Source organism: Aurantimonas sp. C2-5-R2 (assembly GCF_036549495.1).
GTDB classification, from domain to species: domain Bacteria; phylum Pseudomonadota; class Alphaproteobacteria; order Rhizobiales; family Rhizobiaceae; genus Aurantimonas; species Aurantimonas coralicida_A.
Map to the genome: position 1 here is coordinate 1 of NZ_JAZHLJ010000070.1, position 18,175 is coordinate 18,175.

19 protein-coding genes are annotated in these 18,175 nt (G+C 63.5%); 4 read left to right on the forward strand and 15 right to left on the reverse strand.

Annotated features, from left to right (window positions below; all coding sequences use genetic code 11):
- From VQ044_RS19960 to VQ044_RS19990, 7 genes are all read right to left on the reverse strand, one after another.
- The coding region (locus VQ044_RS19960; RefSeq protein ID WP_331827749.1) for an ATP-binding cassette domain-containing protein at window positions 1-424 on the reverse strand (424 nt) is incomplete at its 3' end.
- Window positions 425-474: 50 nt separating this feature from the next.
- Window positions 475-1,419: an acetamidase/formamidase family protein gene (locus VQ044_RS19965; protein ID WP_327649110.1), complete on the reverse strand. Its 945-nt coding sequence runs from the start codon at window positions 1,417-1,419 to the stop codon at window positions 475-477.
- A complete protein-coding gene (locus VQ044_RS19970; RefSeq protein WP_327649112.1) occupies window positions 1,409-3,109 on the reverse strand; it encodes an ABC transporter substrate-binding protein in 1,701 nt (566 codons plus the stop codon). The genes VQ044_RS19965 and VQ044_RS19970 overlap by 11 nt, the downstream gene beginning before the upstream one ends.
- A 49-nt stretch (window positions 3,110-3,158) precedes the next feature.
- Entirely contained in the window at window positions 3,159-4,079 is a 921-nt protein-coding gene (locus tag VQ044_RS19975; RefSeq protein WP_327623125.1) for an ABC transporter permease, read from the reverse strand.
- Window positions 4,076-4,987 (reverse strand): ABC transporter permease, encoded by a 912-nt coding sequence (locus VQ044_RS19980; protein WP_327623124.1) that lies wholly within the window; start codon window positions 4,985-4,987, stop codon window positions 4,076-4,078. Before VQ044_RS19980 ends, VQ044_RS19975 begins: the two co-directional genes overlap by 4 nt.
- On the reverse strand, window positions 4,965-5,579 hold the full coding sequence (locus VQ044_RS19985; RefSeq protein WP_327649114.1) for an ANTAR domain-containing response regulator: 615 nt from the start codon (window positions 5,577-5,579) through the stop codon (window positions 4,965-4,967). Before VQ044_RS19985 ends, VQ044_RS19980 begins: the two co-directional genes overlap by 23 nt.
- Complete coding sequence (locus VQ044_RS19990) at window positions 5,576-6,676, reverse strand: transporter substrate-binding protein (protein WP_327649116.1); 1,101 nt, start codon at window positions 6,674-6,676, stop codon at window positions 5,576-5,578. Before VQ044_RS19990 ends, VQ044_RS19985 begins: the two co-directional genes overlap by 4 nt.
- A gap of 1 nt (window position 6,677) precedes the next feature.
- Between VQ044_RS19990 and VQ044_RS19995 the strand changes: the two genes are divergently transcribed.
- Window positions 6,678-6,872 carry a hypothetical protein gene (locus tag VQ044_RS19995; RefSeq protein WP_327649117.1) on the forward strand — a complete coding sequence of 65 codons (195 nt, stop codon included), beginning with the start codon at window positions 6,678-6,680 and terminating at the stop codon, window positions 6,870-6,872.
- Between the two features lie 149 nt (window positions 6,873-7,021).
- Complete coding sequence (locus tag VQ044_RS20000) at window positions 7,022-7,396, forward strand: hypothetical protein (protein ID WP_327649119.1); 375 nt, start codon at window positions 7,022-7,024, stop codon at window positions 7,394-7,396.
- Here VQ044_RS20000 and VQ044_RS20005 read toward each other — a convergent pair.
- Genes VQ044_RS20005 through VQ044_RS20035 form a run of 7 tightly spaced genes read right to left on the reverse strand, consistent with a single transcriptional unit; the run spans window position 7,361 to window position 16,297 of the window.
- Window positions 7,361-8,365, reverse strand: coding sequence for an FAD:protein FMN transferase (locus VQ044_RS20005; protein WP_327649121.1), 1,005 nt, complete (start codon window positions 8,363-8,365; stop codon window positions 7,361-7,363). The genes VQ044_RS20000 and VQ044_RS20005 overlap by 36 nt on opposite strands.
- A gap of 42 nt (window positions 8,366-8,407) precedes the next feature.
- On the reverse strand, window positions 8,408-8,932 hold the full coding sequence (locus VQ044_RS20010; RefSeq protein ID WP_327649122.1) for a nitrous oxide reductase accessory protein NosL: 525 nt from the start codon (window positions 8,930-8,932) through the stop codon (window positions 8,408-8,410).
- Window positions 8,929-9,756: an ABC transporter permease gene (locus VQ044_RS20015; protein ID WP_327649124.1), complete on the reverse strand. Its 828-nt coding sequence runs from the start codon at window positions 9,754-9,756 to the stop codon at window positions 8,929-8,931. The genes VQ044_RS20010 and VQ044_RS20015 overlap by 4 nt, the downstream gene beginning before the upstream one ends.
- Window positions 9,753-10,673, reverse strand: a complete 921-nt coding sequence (locus VQ044_RS20020) for an ABC transporter ATP-binding protein (RefSeq protein WP_327649126.1) — start codon at window positions 10,671-10,673, stop codon at window positions 9,753-9,755. The genes VQ044_RS20015 and VQ044_RS20020 overlap by 4 nt, the downstream gene beginning before the upstream one ends.
- Window positions 10,673-12,049, reverse strand: coding sequence for a nitrous oxide reductase family maturation protein NosD (locus tag VQ044_RS20025; RefSeq protein WP_327623116.1), 1,377 nt, complete (start codon window positions 12,047-12,049; stop codon window positions 10,673-10,675). The genes VQ044_RS20020 and VQ044_RS20025 overlap by 1 nt, the downstream gene beginning before the upstream one ends.
- 4 nt (window positions 12,050-12,053) lie before the next feature.
- Window positions 12,054-13,979 carry a TAT-dependent nitrous-oxide reductase gene (gene nosZ / locus VQ044_RS20030; RefSeq protein WP_327649127.1) on the reverse strand — a complete coding sequence of 642 codons (1,926 nt, stop codon included), beginning with the start codon at window positions 13,977-13,979 and terminating at the stop codon, window positions 12,054-12,056.
- A 23-nt stretch (window positions 13,980-14,002) separates the two neighbouring features.
- On the reverse strand, window positions 14,003-16,297 hold the full coding sequence (locus VQ044_RS20035) for a 4Fe-4S binding protein (protein ID WP_331827748.1): 2,295 nt from the start codon (window positions 16,295-16,297) through the stop codon (window positions 14,003-14,005).
- A gap of 216 nt (window positions 16,298-16,513) precedes the next feature.
- Between VQ044_RS20035 and VQ044_RS20040 the strand changes: the two genes are divergently transcribed.
- Window positions 16,514-17,374 carry a ferritin-like domain-containing protein gene (locus tag VQ044_RS20040; protein WP_327649129.1) on the forward strand — a complete coding sequence of 287 codons (861 nt, stop codon included), beginning with the start codon at window positions 16,514-16,516 and terminating at the stop codon, window positions 17,372-17,374.
- A gap of 47 nt (window positions 17,375-17,421) precedes the next feature.
- Here the strand turns inward: VQ044_RS20040 and VQ044_RS20045 are convergent, their stop codons facing one another.
- Complete coding sequence (locus VQ044_RS20045; RefSeq protein WP_327623112.1) at window positions 17,422-17,670, reverse strand: hypothetical protein; 249 nt, start codon at window positions 17,668-17,670, stop codon at window positions 17,422-17,424.
- A gap of 11 nt (window positions 17,671-17,681) precedes the next feature.
- On the opposite strand from VQ044_RS20045, the gene VQ044_RS20050 reads away from it, so the two are divergent.
- The gene (locus VQ044_RS20050; protein WP_327623111.1) at window positions 17,682-17,882 is read left to right on the forward strand and encodes a hypothetical protein; all 201 of its coding nucleotides are present in this window, start codon (window positions 17,682-17,684) and stop codon (window positions 17,880-17,882) included.
- Window positions 17,883-18,175 lie beyond the last annotated feature (293 nt).

Consider the following 18,175-nt stretch of genomic DNA (forward strand, 5'->3'; position numbering starts at 1 on the left):
TCGCCCGGCGCCGCGCCTGCACGCGCGAGACCCGTTCATGCGCCTCGATCGCCTCGACCAGTTGCCGGCCGATGGTCAGCACCGGGTTGAGCGAGGTCATCGGTTCCTGGAAGATCATCGCAATCCGGTCGCCGCGCACGCGCCGCATCGCTGCTTCGTCCAGCGTGGCCAAGTCGGTGTCGCCGAACCGGATCGTGCCGGCTTCGATGCGCGCCCCTGGCTTGGGCAGGAGCCCCATGATTGCCAGCGCCGTCATCGACTTGCCGGAGCCGGATTCGCCAGCGATGCACAGCGTTTCGCCGCGACCGAGCGTGAAGGCGAGGTCCGATACGACGGGCCGTGGACCGCCCTCGCCGCCGACCACGACGGTGAGCCCATCAACGGTCAACACCGGTTCCGTCGGCGCCGCCCCGCCCATCTTCATACCGGTCGGGGCGAAGAACGCCCCGGACCGTTCGTGGCGTCCCGCGAGTCTCATTCGAAGACGCAGCGCGGGAAGTAGAAGGAGACGACCCAGTTGGGCATGTCGACGATCTCCGAGATCCGCAGGTCGCCGCAGGTCGAGACCAGCATATACGCGTCCACCGGATCGATCTGGTAACGCCCGGCCAGCAGATCGACCATCTGCGAGACGGCGGCTTTCGCTCCCTCCATCAGGTCGGAGCCGATCCCTGTCGTCACCTCGTAGCCCTTGGCGTCGAGATGACGGGTGACCGGTCCGGGCGTCGTGAAGCGGGGCATCTTGAGCCGCGCATCCTTGACCAGATCGAGGGTCAGCACCGTGTTCATCGGGCTTTCGATGGCGGTGCCGCAGACCTCGCCGTCGCCCTGTGCCGCGTGGGTGTCGCCGACCGAGAACAATGCGCCCGCGACCTCCACCGGCAGGTACAATACCGTGCCGGCGGCAAGATCCCGGATGTCCAAATTGCCGCCGACCCGGCGCGGCGGGACGATCGAGTGGTGCCCAGCCTCGGCCGGGGCGTTGCCGATCGTTCCGGCGAAGGGCTTGAGCGGCACCCTGCCCTGGCTGCCGAAAAGCGCCGGCTCAAGACTGGCCGGATCGTATTTCCAGATCGTCAGCGCCGGCTCCTTGAAGTCGTCGGCGAGGAGGCCGAAGCCCGGAATGTTGGCCGTCCAGCCGAAGCCGGACGGCTTGAACGTGTCGATGGTGATCTTCAGCGCGTCGCCGGGCTCGGCCCCCTCGACGAAGATCGGCCCGTTGACCGGGTTGATCTTGCCGAAGTCGAGAGTCCTCACGTCGTCCACGGTCGAATCCGGGGTCAGTTGCCCGGCCGATGAGTCGAGACATTCGAATTCGATCGTCGAACCGGGCGCGACACGCGCGACCGGTTCGAACGAATTGTCCCAGCCGAAATGATGTTGCCGGGCGTGGATCGTGTAGTCGCAGTTACTGCACATCGGTGACGAACACATAATCGTAGTTGATCGGGATATGGACGGGATCGACATACAGGTTGTCGGCGCCGCCCATACGCTTTGACTTCATGGTGAAGCGCTGCTCGTTGAACACCGGCACCCAAGGCGCATCGGCCATGATCGCACCGTAGATCTCGCTCCACATCTGGGCGCGTTCCTCGGCTTTCGCCGGATCGACGATCGCGTCCGCCGCGGCGGCCTTCTTGTCGAGTTCCTCGTTGCAGTACCAGGACCAGTTCCAGCCGCCCGGCACCGCGCCGTCGCAGCCCAGGATCGGCCCATAAAAGTTCGACGGATCCGGGAAGTCGGCGATCCAGGCCATGCCGCCCGACCAGATCATCGGCGCGCCGTCCTTCTCGCCGCCGGCGGCGATCACGTTCGCCTGGGCCAGAGCCTGGATGTCGGCCTTGATGCCGATCTGCGACAGATCCTGTTGGATCGCCTGGGCGATGCGTGGGTTCGGATCGGTGTTCATGACGAAGAGTTCGGTCTGGAAACCGTCTGCAAGGCCGGCTTCGGCCAGCATCTCCTTGGCCTTCGCCGGATCGTAGGGATAGCCTTCGAAGCTCTTGTCATAACCCGGCATCGACGGCGGCAGCGGCTGGTTGGCCGGCAGCGCCCGGTTGTTGATCATCTGGACGATGCGGTCCTTGTTGATCGCCATGTTGACCGCCTCGCGAACCTCCTTCTTGTCGAAGGGCTCTATCTGCGTGTTCATGGTGATGTAGCCGGTCTGCAACTGGCCGCCTTCGACCACCCGGGCCTTCTGCTCGGGATCGTTCATGACCTCCTGGAACTTCGCCGGCGGAATACCGTCGCCCGGGATATCGACCTCGCCGCTCTGCAGGCGCAGCAGCGCGACGATCGGCTCCTGTCCGATTTCGAAGGTGATCTGGTCGAGATAGGGAACGCCGTCGCGCCAGTAGTCGGGGTTTTTCTGGAACACGAGGCGTTGGCCGAGTGTCCATTCCGCCAGCTTGAACGCGCCGGTGCCGACCGGGTGCTTGCCGAAATCGGCGCCGTATTCCTCCACCGCCTCCTTCGGGACGATGGAGGAGAAGTTCAGCGCCATGACATGCAGGAAGGTCGCGTCCGGCCGAGACAATTCGATCTTCACCGTCAAGGGATCGACGGTGGTCACGCCTTCGAGCGATTCCGCGCTCCCGTCGGTCATCTGGTCGTAGCCCTTGATCGAGCCGAAGAAACCGGCACCGGGGCTCTGGGTCTTCGGATTGGTCACGCGATCCAGCGAATATTTCACGTCGTCCGCCGTCATCTCGCGGCCATTGTGGAACTTGACGCCCTTGCGCAGGTGGAAGGTGAAGACGGTTCCGTCCTCGGAGATGTCGTAGCTTTCGGCGAGGCCCGGACGGAGGGTGGTCGTTCCCGGCACATAGTCCATGAGCGCGCCGAACAGGCTCTTGATCATCGACCAGTTCTGCCAATCATAGCCGATCGCCGGATCGAGCGTTGCAACATCGTCCTTGTAGGTGATGACGATCGCGCCGCCCTGCTTGGCGCCTGGATCGGGGGTGTAGGCGACATCGGTGACCGCTGCAGCGCTGGCTGCGTCCGGTGCCTTGGCCGAACTGTCCTGGGCGGCGGCGGGAATGGTTGCCAGCGCGAGGCCGAGCGCCGAGGCGGCGACCGTGGAGGTGAGCCATGCTTTCATCGGGTCAGTCCTTTTCTTGCTTCGAGAGAGATAGGGCGAAGGGTGCGGATCAGCGCAGCTTGATGCGCGGGTCGATGAACGGCGTGACGATGTCGGCGAGGAGGTTCCCGAGGACGATGGCGCAGGCAGACACCAGCGTCACACCCATGATGATCGGGATGTCGACGCGCTGGATCGCCTGCCAGGCGAGTTGACCGATGCCCGGCCAGCCGAAGACGCTTTCGACGACGACGATGCCGCTCATGAACAGGCCGATGTCGATGCCGATCATGGCGATCACCGGGAGGATCGCATTCGGCAGCGCATGCCGGAACAGCACCGTGGAACGCGCCAGACCCTTGGCGCGTGCGGTGCGGATATAGTCTTGGCGCAGGACGTCGATCATCGACGAACGCATCATCCGCGAGTACCAGCCGGCTCCGAGAATGCCGAGCGTGACGGACGGCAGGACGAGATGCGAAAACGTGCCGTAGCCGCCGATCGGGAACCAGTCGAGCCGCACTGCGAAGACGTAAAGGAGTAGGAGACCGACGACGAATTGCGGCGCGGAGACCCCGATGAAGGACCCGACCATCAGTGCCTGATCGGTCGCCGTGCCGCGTTTGACCGCGGCGATCAGGCCCATGGTCAAGCCGAGTGCGAGCTCGCAGGCGATCGCGCCAGCCATCAGCAGCAGGGTCGCCGGCAGCCGCGCCATGACCAGCGTGGTCACCTCCGAGCGCTGCAGATAGGACCGGCCGAGATCGCCCTGGACGAGGCCTAGGAGATAGCGGCCATACTGGACGAGGAACGGCTGGTCGAGGCCCAGTTCGCGGCGGATGTTTTCCACCGTCTGCGGCGTCGCGCTGCGCCCGGCGATCTGGCGCACGGGGTCGGCCGGCAGCAGATACAAGAGCGCGAAGGTAATCAGCGAGACGCCGAGGAGAATCAGGATGGATTGGAAGAGGCGCCGGGCGAGATAGGCGATCACGACAGTCTCCCCCGTTGCGTCGGGTCGAGGATGTCGCGCATCGCGTCGCCGACGAGGTTGAAGGCCAGCGCCAGCGTCAGAATCGCCGCGCCGGGAAAGAACACCAGCCAGGGCGCGGCCTGGAAGTAGGTCTGGTTCTCGAAGATGATGTTGCCCCAGGAGGGCGTCGGCGGCTGCACGCCGACCCCGAGATAGGAGAGCGTCGCTTCCAGGAGGACGGTCGTCGAGATGCCGAGCGTTCCCCAGACGATGATCGTCGGCAGGAGATGCGGCAGGATGTGGCGAAAGAGGATGCGTAGCGTGCCGGCACCGATCGCGCGTTCAGCCTCGATGAATTCGCGCTGGGCCAGCGAACTCGTCTCGGTGTAGACGACACGGGCGGTCTGCACCCAATTGACCAGCGCGATCACCAGCGCGACGATCCAAAGGCTCGGCGACAGCACCGCGGCAAGGCAGATCGCCAGCAGCAGAGCCGGAAACGCCATCATCAGGTCGGTGAAGCGCATGAGGATCGTCCCGGTCCATCCCCGAAAGAACCCGGCAGTGACGCCGACCAGCGTGCCGATCAGCAGCGCGACGCCGTTGGCGGCGATGCCGATGATGAGCGAGGTGCGCGCGCCGTAGAGAATGCGCGTCAGAAGATCGCGCCCTAAAAGGTCGCTGCCGAGCGCGAAGGCGCCGCCTGGCGCCATCGGAGCACCTTCCAGCGTCAGACCATCGAAGAGCTGGTCGTTCGGATCGTAGGGAGTGAGCCAGGGCGCGAGCAGCGCGCCCGCAACGGTCACGACGATGATCGCCAGTCCAACAACCGCGAGTGGTCGGGCGAGGAGTTGCGCTAGGATGCCCTTGCGCCTCAGCCTTGGAACGGCATCCGGCCGCAGCGGTTCAGAAACCAGTTGATCGCTCATCGCGCTCCCCCGGTTCCCGGTCCTGTCCCAGCAAAAGGAATTTCCGCGCCGCTTCCTCGATGGTCGTCTGCCAGTTCATCGCCAAGACCCGCAATTGCGCATAGGCTCGATCCTCGCCGACGCCATCGGCCGCCAGTGCGACCACGGCCCGGACGATGGTTTGGCGTTCGGCCACCCGTGCCCGGAGGCCCCTCACCTCGTCGGCCAGACTGCGGCGCGCCTCGAAGCCCTGGCGGGCGATCAGCAACGCGCTGTAGATGCCGGAATTGCCAACCGGCTTCACCAAATGGGAGTCGGCGCCGTGCGACAGTGCCCATTCGATCCGGCCCGGCGCTTCCGAGCCGATCAGCGCGATCATCGGCATGGGGGCCTCGCCAGGCGCCCAGGCGAATTGCGCGTCGAAGCCCATATCCGCGTCGAAGAACACGAAATCGGCACCGAGCGCTTCGGGCGGGAGATCCGGCCAGCACTCGACCGGCGACAGGCCGATGGCGGTCAACTGACGGACCAGAGCGGCGGTCGCGCCATGCGGGCGATGCAGAATGTAGGCCGTAGCGCCGCCGAGATTGGGGATACGGTCGCGGCGCGTCATGACACGGCCCTCAGGTTCGGGCGGCCGAAGGTGGCGAGCGGGTCGTAGCGCGACAAATAGGGATCGGGATCGATCCGCTCAGCGACCTCTTCAACCACCTCGAAAGCCTGGCCGACGACGCGACCGATCTTGACCGGTAGGCTGGCATGCTGCGTCTGGGGATCGATCGCGATGGGTCCGAGCGGCGTCGCGAACGTCCGGCCGGCAAAATCGAGATTGCCTTGGTTTTCGCCGGCCGACAGCATGTCGGCCAGGACGATGACCGAACTGAAGGCCGAAACGAAGAAGGAGGACGGACGGGGCTGAACGGGCTGTTCCGAACTCGCCGTTCGCTGCGGCCACCGGGTTGTCCCGTCATCGAAAAACGGGCCGACGGCGATGTGCCCTTGTGCGGCGTCGCCGATCGCCGGCAGTTCGATCTCGGTCAGGTTGCAGGACAGGATCGGGCACGTCTCCGCGGAAAACCATGGGTCGTCCCGCGTCAGTTGTTCATAGGCCGCAAAGAACGCGTAGGAGGACGGCCCGATCAGGTGATTGAGAATGAAACTGGGGCGGGTGGCCCGGATTTCGTCGATCAGCCGGCCGACGTCGACATCGCCAAGCGGCAGGTAGCGTTCGCCGAGGATTTGGCCGCCGGCATCGCCGACGAGGTCGCGCGCCACCCGGTTGGTTTCCCACCCCCAGATGTAGTTCGAGCCGACGAGGAACGCGTTACGGCCGAAGCGCGGCACGATATAGCCGAGTAGCGGAACCAGATGCTGGTTCGGACAGGCGTTCATGTAGACGACATGTTCGTTCGACTCGAAGCCCTCGTAGGGGCAAGCATACCACAACGTCCCGCCGGTCTTTTCCAGAACCGGAATCACCTCCTTGCGGCTCCAGGACGTGATGCAGCCGACGACGTGGCGCGCCGTCGTAGTCCGCAGGATGCCCTCGCACAGAGGCGCGTAGCGATCGATCTGTCCTCCTGGATCACGCTCCACCGGAACGAACTCTACGCCGGACGCCGGATCGGCGTTGACCGTGGCGATACCGTGCATCGCACCGTCACGACATGCCTCGGACAACAGGCGGTAGTTGCCCGAGCGTGAGTACAAGATGCCGATTTCGATCCGCTGCTTCACCACAAGCCTCAAACAAAAAACCCCGCGCGCCAAGGTCGATCAGTCGATCTTGGCGCACGGGGCTCGAATGCCGTCCGGCGGTCAGGGCCGGTATTTGAGCGAGAAGCGTATCAGCGCGCCTTTCAATGTCAATCAACCTGCATTTGTTTTTTACATGCACATTTTTTAAGCAGCAAGCGTCTGGCGAGCTCCGTGCCCCCCTCGGCAAACGCCGATAATGGGGAATCACGGCTGAAGGTCGCGGCGGCAACTAAGTGGGAGGATGTTGGCTGAATTGGCCGAGTCCGGCCTGCGGTCGAGGTCAATGATCTCACGGCGTTGCGCCATCTCGCGCCGGGTACGCCCTTCACGGTAGGCCCGTTGGTCAATATCTACAACAAGGGCACGCTGGGCTTTCTTGCCCGGCGCGGGGGAATATCGTTTTGCCTGCCGCCCGAACTCGCCTTCGCGTCCGTCGCGACGCTGGCGGCTGCCGGGGCAGGATATGGCGTCGACATCGAGGTCTGGGCGCCGGAACGGCGCTTCGCCAACGGCTTCCTGTTCGGACAAGCGGGCGCGGAGTGGGACCCATCGAGCCGGATGAAAGACCGCGACGCCGTCAAGGCCGATCTCACCCCGGCGCCAGCTACCAACGAAGCCGCGTTCCTCACGAACCGTTCATGCGTTCCCATGAAGGCGCGAACGGTCGCCTGAACGCGCGGTCAAATGGACCTCCAACTCGGGACGGGTCTTTAGAACGCGTTCGATCGACGTCCGCTCCATCAGGCTGAAGGCGGTCGAGAGGGCATCGGCTTCGGTGGCCTTCGGCGCGACCACCGTCACGCTCCGATAGAGCCGGGCCGGTCGGCCGTCGTGCGGGTCAAGCAGATGGTTGAACCGCCCTGCCCCATCGAAGTGAAATCCTCCCCCGCTCGAGGTCGCCACCGCCTTGTCGACGATCTCGAGGACCGCCTCAGGTTCCCTCGCATCCTGCAAGGCTGCGACACCGACGCGCCAGGGGGAACCGTCCGGGCGCGTGCCGAGCGCGCGAATTTCGCCCATGTCCACAAGGCTTTTCGTGATGCCGCCGCTTCGCAGCAATTCGACCGCCTTGTCGGTGATGTACCCTTGCGCGATGCCATTGAAGGTCAGCGCCATCCCATGGCGGGCGAAGGCGATCCGGTCGCGGCTGAACCTGACGCCATCGAGCCCCACCAGAGTCGCCACCTCCCGCAACCGCTCCTCGGATGGACCGGACGGGTCGGCCCCAGGCGCCGCGAAATGTTCGCCATACAGCATCCACAGGGGCTGAACGGTTGGATCGAACGCGCCTTCGCTGAGATCCCGGAAAGCGCGGCTTGCTTCCAGCAGCGTCACCATATCCGCGGGCGGCGCGACGAGAGCGCCCGTCAGGTTCAATTCGACCAGCGCGGAATCGTCCCGATAGAGGCTGAAAACGCGCTCCAGGCGTCGGACTTCGGCCACGGCTCCGTCAATCAATCGCTCAGCCTCGGCCCGGTCATGGTGATGCAGGGTGAGCGACGCCGGTGCCCCCAGCGCCTGTCCGCGCCAGGTGACGGCATGGGCTTCGGCCATGCTCTCGCGTCCGAACGGGATGAGACCCAGGCCGGCGGCGGCGCCCATTATGGCGATGACGCGTCGGCGATTGAGGTGTTCAGCCATGAGACCGTCCTAACGGTTTGGCGGCCCGAAGGGCCAAGGCGATTACTTGTTGGATTCGATTTCGTTCGGCGCGCTTCCGAGCACATAATCGGGGGGAATATCGGCGAATCCGACGATCTCGCCACCATTGTCCTCGACAAAGCGTCGCGCCGCGACTTCCGTCGAAAAGGGTACCGTCTCCGGCGCGCCCATCCCGCCGCTCATTGAACTGCCGATCACGAAGAACGCCTGTCTGGCGTCGATCCAGTTCTCCGCTCCGGGCGCGTCCCAGTTCTCGGCGACGGCCATATCCGAGACGTAGATCGCCGCGATGTTCTTGGATTCCTCGGGCAGCAGGGTGAAGGCCACGGTATCGCGCGCCGAGGAGAACCAGATCGGTTCCAGCACCTTTGCCAGGATGATCTGCCCTTTCGGTCCCGGATGTTCCAGAACGTTCATCCCGCAATAGCGACCGATGGCGCTTTCCGTCAGCGCGAAGGGCGCCGGCGCCTCTGCCTGACCCTCGCCGCCGCAGCCGGCGAGGGTCAGGACGAAAGCCACGAGTCCGGCGAGAACCGCGATCCTCATAATTCTCTCCTCGAAAACACCAGCACCGCCGCCGTCAGTGGCACGAGCGTCCACAGAGCGAGCGCACCGGTCAGCATGACCGGACTCAACGCGACATTTTCGGTAATGCCCCCCATGCCGGAGAGCGCCCCGGCGCTTCCCGAACCGAGATTCAGCAACCGATAGGCATCGGTCGGATTGAGCAGCAGGAGAATATTCAAACGGTCGGCCGTGATCGTCCGCCCCTGATCGACGACCAGAATGCCGAGCAGCGCCATGTCATAGATGAGCACGAACAGCAGCCAGACGCCGACGGCGATTCCGCCGGCTGTGCCACGTTCGCCGACCAGCGCGCTCACCAGATAGCCGATGGCGATGAACACCGCGCCGAGCATGATCGAGGACAGGATCATGGAGAGGAACGCAGACCAGCTCGCCGCATCGATCGCGGCGCCCGTCGCGGCGAGCGCGGCGGCCGCTACCCCGTAGCCGAGCAGCGTGGCGAATGCCAGGATCGCCAGATGCCCGACGAATTTTCCGAGGATCACCTGCCAGCGGCCGATCGGATAGCTGAGCAGCAGAAGCATGGTGCCGCGCTCCATCTCGCCGACGACGGCATCGTGCGAGATCAGGAGGGCGATCAGCGGCACCAGAAAGATGGTCAGGCTGGACAGGCTCACGATCACCACGTCGAGCGCCCCGGCGCCGACATCGCCGGTAGGCGCGCTGCCGAGAAAGGTCAGCGTCAGCGCCAGCGCAGCAAGCAGCAGCGTCGTGGCGAGCACCCAACGGTTGCGCATGCCCTCCTGAATTTCCTTGCCGGCAACAATGAGAACGTTCCTCATTCGACAACCTCCTGCGCACCCAGGAAATGGGCATAAAGCTCGTCGAGCGTCGGCGGAATCACGTCCAGATCGGTTACCGGCGCGTCGCTCGCGGCCGCCTTGCGCAGCAGCATGATCTTGTCTTCCGGCGAGGCGTCGATCTCCAGCACATGACCGTTGATCCTTCGCCATCCGCCGGTTTGATTCATCCAGTCATCCGCCCGGTCGGCATCGTCCTCCCTGAGCCTGACACGGATCCGCGTCGGCAGCCGGGCGATGCCGCGCAGCTCCTCGATCGTCCCATCCGCGATCTTGATGCCGCGGTTAACGATGATGATCCGGTCCGCCTTGCCCTCGAGTTCCGTGAGGGCGTGGGAGGACAACAGAACCGTCGCGCCCCGTGACCGCAATTCGTCGACGATGCGGTAGAAGCTGCGCCGCAGCGCCGGGTCGAGCCCGGTCGTCGGCTCATCGAGAAGCAGCACCTTCGGGTCGCCTAGCAGCGCTTGCGCCAGGCCGAGACGTTGGCGCATTCCCTTGGAATAGGCGCCGATGCGGCGGTCGGCCGCGTCGGTCAGCCCCACATGATCGAGCAGGTCGGCAACGAGGGCACGCGGCGCGCGTTTGAGCCTGGCATAAAAGGTGAGAGTTTCGCGCCCCGTCAGAGCCATGTTGAAGGAAACGCTCTCCGGCAGATAGCCAAGCCGCTTGCGCGCCGCGAACTCCCCGGCGGCGGGCGACTCGCCGAGCACGCGCACCGTTCCCGCGCTGGGCCGGATCAGCCCGAGCATCAACTTGATCAGCGTCGTCTTGCCGGCACCATTGTGGCCGACGAGCGCAACCGTCTCGCCTTCGTTCAGCGCAAAGGACACGTCGCTGACGGCCTCGATCCCGCCATAGGATTTGGCCACCCGCTCAACACGAACCGTTTCAGCCATTATCGCTCCGTTCGCATCGTTTCGGGCGGCGCCATCAGCGGGTGACTGTCCACCACGCCGCCGGGCAGCAAAGCCGGGAACTGGGCCTGCGCCCAGCGGATCACCTGAACCGCCGGGCTGTTGACGAGAACCTTGGCCTGGGGCGCCGTCCACAGCACCCTGTCGACCAGACCGTTTGGCCGGTAGGGGCCGTCGCCGATGCCGTCGCCGTTCAGATCGAAGGCCGGGTTGTCGCTCCAGTAATTGCCGCGCCCCTCGGTCGACCAGTCGAGATGGCGGGTGCCCACATATTTGATCTGATTGCGGTTTCTCACGAAGGCGTTGCCGGTCATCGTGTTGCCCTCGGAACCGGCGGTGAAGTGGACGCCGATCTCGCAACCCTCGAACCAATTGTCGCGAAAGCTGTTCTTGTTGGCGTTGTAGATGAAGACGCATTTCTCCGGACCGATGCGCGTGGCACCCGCGACTCGCGGCGCCTTGGCGTCGTTCGGCACCGACGCGCCGTCTGCCGCGTCGTGCCTGCCGGCCGTCTTCCATCGCTCGATCGATTGCGGACGACCGCGAATGACATTGCCGGCGAATTCCGAACCATTCGCATAGTTGATGAGCAGCCCGCTGTCGCGATCGCCGTCAGACACATTGCCGGTCACGGTCAGATTGTTGGAGTACATGATCGCGTAGCCGATGGCGTTACCGACCGAAACATTGTCGCTGATAATACTGTCGTTGGTGTACATGTAGTGGACGGCAAAGCGGACATCGCGAAAGCGATTGCCGCTGAAGACGTTGCGCTTGCTGGCATTGGTGAAAATGCCGTCGCGGCCGAAGCTGATGTCGTTGCCGATAACCTTGGCGCCCGGCGCATTCCAAACCGAGACGCCGTTCCCCATCTCGTTGGTGCGGCCAACGCGAATGCCGATGATGCGATTGCCTTTGGCAACGGAATCCTCGGCCCCATGCAAGAAGATTCCGTAGAGATTGCCGACGATCGTATTGTCCTCGATGCGCGCCGCCCGCGCGGTCTTGGTCACGAATACGCCGGCATCCATCGTTTCCAGGTTGGTTCCGGACCCTCTGATCTCGAGGCCGCGCACCACCGCGTCGGGCGCTTCGACCGTAATGACATGGCCGAGGCCATTGCCGCGAAGCACCGCGCCCGGCTCGCCTTCGATCGTCAGTGCCCGGTCGATCGTGACCGGCCCTTTGTGTTCGCCGCTCTCGAGCGCGATCACGTCTCCCGGCAACGCCGAATCCAGTATGACTTGAAGATCGGCATTCCCTGCGGGCGCGACGATCCGCGCCGCCGTTGCCGGCAGTGCCAGGATGGCAGCCAGAACGGCCGCCATCCCCAGTATCGCTATACTTGTTCGTGCCATTGGCTCAGGCGCCCTGCGGCTCAACGAACATGCGGCCCTTCATTTCCATGTGCATGGCGTGGCAGAACCAGGAACAATAGTACCAGTAGACGCCTGGCTTGCTCGCCATGAAAGTGACCGATGCGGTCGCCTGCGGCGCGACTTCCATGTTGATGCCGTAGTTGACGATGGCGAAGCCGTGAGTGAGATCCTCCACGTCATCGATATTGGTAATATAGACGGTGACTTCCTCACCCTGCTTGACGGTGAAGCTTTCCAGGCCGAATACGGGAGCAGTCGAGGTCATGTAGACACGGACCTTGTTGCCGTCGCGGACGACCTTGGAATCTCCCATCAGATCAACGCCGTCAGCTTCCGCCTGGCTCACCGCGTCGGCGAAGAACGGATCGTCGCGACTCCACACATGCACCGGGTCGATCTTGGAGCGATGCACGAGCGTGGCGTCGTGCGGCTCCGCGAAGGTCGGATTGTCATGCACGAGCACCATCTCGTCTCCTGAGATGTCGATTAGCTGATCGTTCTCGGGCTTGAGCGGTCCCACGTTCAGGTAGCGATCCTTGGAGAACTTGTTCAGCGAGATCAGCCACTTGCCGTCGGCTTCCTTGGTCTGCCCCATTGAAGTGTGATTATGGCCCGGCTGATAGTGGACATCGAGCTTCTGCTTGATCGGGTCTACAGCCTCGCCCAGGAACGCCCGCTTGGCGTCTTCGATGTTCCACTTGCAGATCTGGCTGTCGATAAACAGCGTCGTATAGGCGTTGCCGCGACCGTCATAGGCCGTGTGCAATGGCCCAAGCCCCAGTTCCGGCTCGGCCACGACCGTGTCACGGGGCTCGATCTTGTCGTCGAACAGATCGTCGAACTTGCGCACGTCGAACACCGTCACCGTGGGCGACAGCTTGCCGGCGGCCACGACGTGGATGCCATCCGGCGCGGTGTTCATGCCATGCGGACTGTTGGGAACCGGAACGTATCGGGTGAAGGGGGAGCCGTGCCGGCCGTCGACAACGGGCACCCCGTTTATCTCCTCGTAATCCCCATTGGCGACGGCTTCTTCGATGCGCTTGATGTTGAAGATGACGGCCCAGTCCTGTTCCTTCTCCATCATCTCGGCGAGGTTGACGCCCTCTTCCGAATTATAACAGGTGGCGAAGCAATACTTGCCCTGGTAGTCGGCATCGACGTTGTCGAGATTGCCGTCCACCTTCACCTGCCAGGCGACCTGCATCGTCTCGCCGTCGACGGCCGTGAAGATCGCGTGATACTGCGACTTGTCGTCCAGTATCTTGCCGTCGTTCGGGATCGGAACGCGGTCTTCGCCATTGCAGAAGACATAGCCGGTCTTCGGATATTTCTGGACGCGCAGGCCGTGTACCGTGTGCTGATTCGGCAACTCGATGATCTTGTCGCATTTCATGACGTCGAGACGAATGCGGCAGACGCGCGTGTTGGCCTTGTCGTTGGCGTAGAGATAACGGCCGTCATAGGTGCCGTCCGTGAAGGACGGATGCGGATGGTGCAGGTCGCCGTTGAGATAGATGTCGCCCCGGTCCTTGAGAAACTCCTTGGTCTCGGGCAACAGGCCCTCGGTCAGCACCTTCCGGCTTTCGTTGGTCTGTCCCCAACCCGTGGCGCTGCAGCGGTTGAACACCGGAATGCGCATCATCTCACGCATCGACGGCGCGCCGACGATGCGGATCTCGCCAGTCTGACCGCTGGAGAAGAAAACATAATATTCGTCGAGTTCGCCCGGCTTCACCTCGTAAGTGTTGCCCGCGGCCGACGTATCCTGCGCCGCGGCCGGCGTTGCTCCCAACCCGGCGAGTGTCAGCGCTCCGCCGACCCCGCTGGCTCCGGCGGCCGCGGCTACCGCAGTGGTGCCCAGCAACTGGCGCCTGTTCAATCCATGTTTGGTTTCTTCTTGCGACATATCGGTCTCCTATGATCGCCTGACTACGGCGTCGTCTCGACCCTGCCGGGCCGTTCGACGGGCACTCCCTTGTGGGAGATGACGGGTTTGGCGGGCTCTTTCCCTCGCATGGACGGGGAGGACAGCGCCGCGAACTTCTCGCGCTTCAACCGCACCTGGATCATGTGCGGGCAGCGGTGATCGTCGTGGTAAAGTTCCTGGCAATGCATGCAGTAGATGCATTCATTGACGTTGATCTGGCCCTCGGGATGGATCGACTGCACCGGGCATTCGTTGGCGCAGCGCTGACAGGGCGAGCCGCACTCAGGCCAGCGCTTCAGCCATTCGAACATCCGCATGCGGCCGGGAATGGCGAGCGCCGCGCCGAGCGGGCAGAGATAGCGGCAATAGAACCGCTCGATGAACAGCCCGGCCGCGAGAAGCGTCAGCGCGAAGATCACGAAGGGCCATTCGCGAGCGAACTTCAGGATGATCGCCGTCTTGAACGGCTCGACCTCGGCAAACATCTCCGCCAGCGCTACCGAATAGAGCGACAGGCCGAAAAGTCCCAGGAAGATGATGTATTTGATCGGCCACAGCCGCTCGTGCAGAGCCCAGGGAACCTTGATCTGCGGCACTTTCAGCCACTGCGCCAGATTGTTGGTGAGTTCCTGAAGGGCGCCGAACGGACACAGCCAGCCGCAGAAGGGTCCGCGCCCCCAGAACAGCAGCCCGGCCGCCAGCGTCGCCCACAGGATGAACACGAGCGGCGCGGAGAGAAAGAATTCCCAGTTGAAATCGGTCATCAGCGCGTTCGCGAAGGTCAAGACGTTGACCACCGACAATTGCGCGTTGGCATACCAGCCGAGCCAAACCAGGGTGAAAACGAGGTAGCCCCGCCGCACCCAAGTGTAGAGGACCGGACGCCTCACCAGCCAATCCTGGAAGAAGAAGATCGCCGTGAGAACGAGAAGCGCGACAGCGACGATGCCGATCGACACCGCATTCATCTGCCACATCCTGATCCAGAGAGGTTCGTCGTCGGCAAACGGCGACAATCCGGTGGTTTCGCCAGCCTTCGCCTGAACGGGGTCGGAGATTTCCGTTTGTGCTTTCGGTTCCGGAACCGGCGTCTTTACAACCGTCACATACTGGTCCGGCAGGGTGTAGCCCAGTTCGAAGGGAAGCACCGCCTTCTCTCGCGCGCCGAAGCTTCTCTGGACGAGCAACTGGAGTTCCCACGGCTCGGTAACGTCGAAGTTGAAATCATCAGGAACGAGGAACAGCGCGATTTCGCGCAGCTTCGGAGCACCCTTCGCGGCAAGGTCGCCCAGCCGCGTATGATTGCGGTCGCGGAACCGGACGCCCTGCCCGTTCTGGAGCAACTCGATCCGATCGAAGATACCGCCCCGCACATAGCCCGAGCCCTTGAAGGAATAGGCTCCGTCGCCAGCGACGACGATCGCCTGCTGGTCCGGCTTCAGTTTTTTCTGCAGCCGCTCGTAACCACGCTGCCCGAGGAGGCTGAGGCCGATCGACGGCACACTGACCGGCGCGACATGGAGTTCGATGAAGCGATCGGCGGGGTCTTTCGTCTCGGGCCGGTCCGCCGCCTGGCTCTGGCCCGCTTGCGCGAAGGCTTCAGAGACTTCGCCGACGGTGAGGCGAAGGCTTCTCACCGACCCATCGCCAACCAAAGCCTCCCAGTCGCGGATCTCGGATTTGGAGAGGTCGAGCGTCCTCTCCTCCGCTGCGGCTGCTGTGACCCCGGCCTCGGCGGCAGCTCCGCCGAGGCGGCCGCTGCGGATCAGCCGGACGGCGGATCGCACGACGCTGTCACCCATGACGAGCACGGTGACCGTTGCGCCGCTGACGATATCGACCTGCGGGGGGCGTTCGGACCCGGCCGCCACGCGGCCCATATCCCTGCCGATCAGCGAATTCAGCGACGCGATGACCTTGGCCTCTGGGATGCCGATCAAGACGATCGGCTCCTTGTGTTCGACGAGCTTGAAGCCCCGAATCACGCCCTGCCCGTCGATCCCCACAAGGATTTGGATCGGCTTGCCCGAATAGCCGATGGCGCTGGTGAAATCGGAATTGAGATAGACGTATCCAGCGATTTCATCGCCGCGGTAGACGGGCACAATCGGCGGATCGCTTTGAAGCTCGCCGAACCGGTCAGCGCCTTCGAAAATTTCGGCGGGTTTCGCTTTCGGAAGAAATTCCGCGAGCCGCCCTGCGGCGGACGCCTGAAACGAAATCGCCAGGAGCATGGCGAGCGCCGCGGTCGCCAAAAGGACAGCCGACCCGGCTCTGGCGATAAAGCCTCGGAACATGGGGAGATGGGCGCAGTTCAATGTGGACCTACCGGTTCCCTCAGGCGATTGGAGAGTTGCAGGGAAGTGTTATGGGGCGCCGAATCATCGGAGCGGCTCGAGACATCAGATCGGGATGGACCGTAGCGGCTTGCCGGCGGGCATCATTGATCTAGCGCAAACGCTTTGCTCGCATGAAATGCGACGCTGCCGGCGGCCATGCTGGGAGGACCTCAATTGCCGGATCGAAAGTTCGAGCCATTTGTTGCCGTGCAGTCCATGGGTGACTTGCTTTCCCTCGCCTATGCGATGGAGCGCGAGGCGATAGCCGGATATTCGGAATTGGCCGAACGGATGCGCCGGGAAAACCAGCCGTCACTCGCCGCCGTATTCGATCGACTCGTCGGGGAAGAGAGTCAGCATCTTGAAAACGTCATGCACTGGTCCGAGAGGATCGGCGCGACATCGCCGGATTTCTCGACGACCCACTGGGAACCGACCGAGACTTTCGACGACGAGGGAGCGGGAACTATCGCACCCGAGTTGCTGAGCGCCTACCGGGCGTTCTCGATGGCGGTTCGCAACGAGGAACGCGCTTTCGTTTTCTGGACCTATGTCGCGGCGCTCGCGCCTTCGGACGCATTGCGAGAGGCGGCGGAGCAGATGGCTAGGGAAGAGCTCGGTCACGTCGCGACGCTGCGGCGCGAACGAAGGCAGGCGTTCCACGCGCAAAGGGCGGCATCTTCCGCCGGGAAGGAGAATTGGAGCCTCGCCATCCTCGAACGGCGGCTGTCTGATCAACTCGCGAACGCGGCCGCGATCGCCGGCGATGATGGCGCTGAATCGTTGAACAAGCTGGCGCGCGAGGCAGGCGACCGCGCGGACGATCTTTCCCAAGCGCCCTTCGGCGACTCGCTGCTGTTGCAGCGGGCCCCCGCGGTGACCGCGGATCGGATGGCGCCGCTCTGCGAGCTGCTTCTGGACTGCTATCTCGACTTCGGCGACCGGTTGGCCGACGAAAAAGAGCGAAACCGGGCGCAGGAGTTTGCGGCGGGCGCCGTCCATTGTCTCGCGGCAATCCGCTCCGCCTCGGCATAGTCCCGATTGGCCTGAATGCGGAACGCTGGTCAACCGCTCTCTATGGTTTAACGCGTGATCTGGCGATAGATCGCCGGGAGCGCCACAGGCAGTCGAGACAGATTGGGGAAGATCGCGTAGGCGCCGCGGCCAAAGATGAATGGCACGTCGTCGCCGGCGTCCTCGTCAACCGTTACCCGGAAGATACGCAGGCTAGACATCCGAGCTTCTCGGATCGCCATCAGCGTATCCTCGATGCCGTAGCAACCTTCGTAACGATCGATGTCGTTGGGTTTGCCGTCGGTGATGGCCGGCAACAGGCGACGACATGTTCCGCGACTTCCGCGACGAGTTTCTGGATTTCGGCCGAGAATTCCCGTCGCGGCTTTGCCTGGTCACGAAGTTTGCCAACGAGCGTCGGCGGCATCCGGTCATCCAGCCGACAGGGACGCCGCTGGCCGGTATGATCTCGACGGTCGAGCGCGGGAAGACCTCATGGATGAGATCGATGGCCTCGGCGGTGTCGTAGTTATCGTCGGGAGAATTCGGGTTTTCGGAAAACCCTTGTTTTGCTGGTCGGAGTGGCAGGATTCGAACCTGCGACCCCCTCGTCCCGAACAATGGCGTCGCATGTTGAAGCTACGGCGCAACGCGGCGCCTCGGAAAACATACACCTGTTCGAGCTCAAACGAGAGTTGGCCGGTCGGATGGTAGTCCCACTCTGGAAAGCGGGGGGATGTCCCGAAGTTTGTTGAACTTCGTTGAGCGGCGATGCCGGGTTGAACGTTACGCGGCCCTCGATGCAGGGGCAATGAACTTTTC

Excerpts from the sequence above, each read along its gene's own strand:
- VQ044_RS20020 (WP_327649126.1), bottom strand. The coding sequence starts at position 10,673 with ATGGCTGAAACGGTTCGTGTTGAGCGGGTGGCCAAATCCTATGGCGGG.
- VQ044_RS19985 (WP_327649114.1), bottom strand. The coding sequence starts at position 5,579 with ATGACGCGCCGCGACCGTATCCCCAATCTCGGCGGCGCTACGGCCTAC.
- VQ044_RS20050 (WP_327623111.1), top strand. The coding sequence starts at position 17,682 with ATGTTCCGCGACTTCCGCGACGAGTTTCTGGATTTCGGCCGAGAATTC.
- VQ044_RS20015 (WP_327649124.1), bottom strand. The coding sequence starts at position 9,756 with ATGAGGAACGTTCTCATTGTTGCCGGCAAGGAAATTCAGGAGGGCATG.
- VQ044_RS20025 (WP_327623116.1), bottom strand. The coding sequence starts at position 12,049 with ATGGCACGAACAAGTATAGCGATACTGGGGATGGCGGCCGTTCTGGCT.
- VQ044_RS20035 (WP_331827748.1), bottom strand. The coding sequence starts at position 16,297 with ATGTTCCGAGGCTTTATCGCCAGAGCCGGGTCGGCTGTCCTTTTGGCG.
- VQ044_RS20010 (WP_327649122.1), bottom strand. The coding sequence starts at position 8,932 with ATGAGGATCGCGGTTCTCGCCGGACTCGTGGCTTTCGTCCTGACCCTC.
- VQ044_RS19965 (WP_327649110.1), bottom strand. The coding sequence starts at position 1,419 with ATGTGCAGTAACTGCGACTACACGATCCACGCCCGGCAACATCATTTC.
- VQ044_RS19980 (WP_327623124.1), bottom strand. The coding sequence starts at position 4,987 with ATGAGCGATCAACTGGTTTCTGAACCGCTGCGGCCGGATGCCGTTCCA.
- VQ044_RS20005 (WP_327649121.1), bottom strand. The coding sequence starts at position 8,365 with ATGGCTGAACACCTCAATCGCCGACGCGTCATCGCCATAATGGGCGCC.
- VQ044_RS19970 (WP_327649112.1), bottom strand. The coding sequence starts at position 3,109 with ATGAAAGCATGGCTCACCTCCACGGTCGCCGCCTCGGCGCTCGGCCTC.
- VQ044_RS19995 (WP_327649117.1), top strand. The coding sequence starts at position 6,678 with ATGCCGATTTCGATCCGCTGCTTCACCACAAGCCTCAAACAAAAAACC.
- nosZ (WP_327649127.1), bottom strand. The coding sequence starts at position 13,979 with ATGTCGCAAGAAGAAACCAAACATGGATTGAACAGGCGCCAGTTGCTG.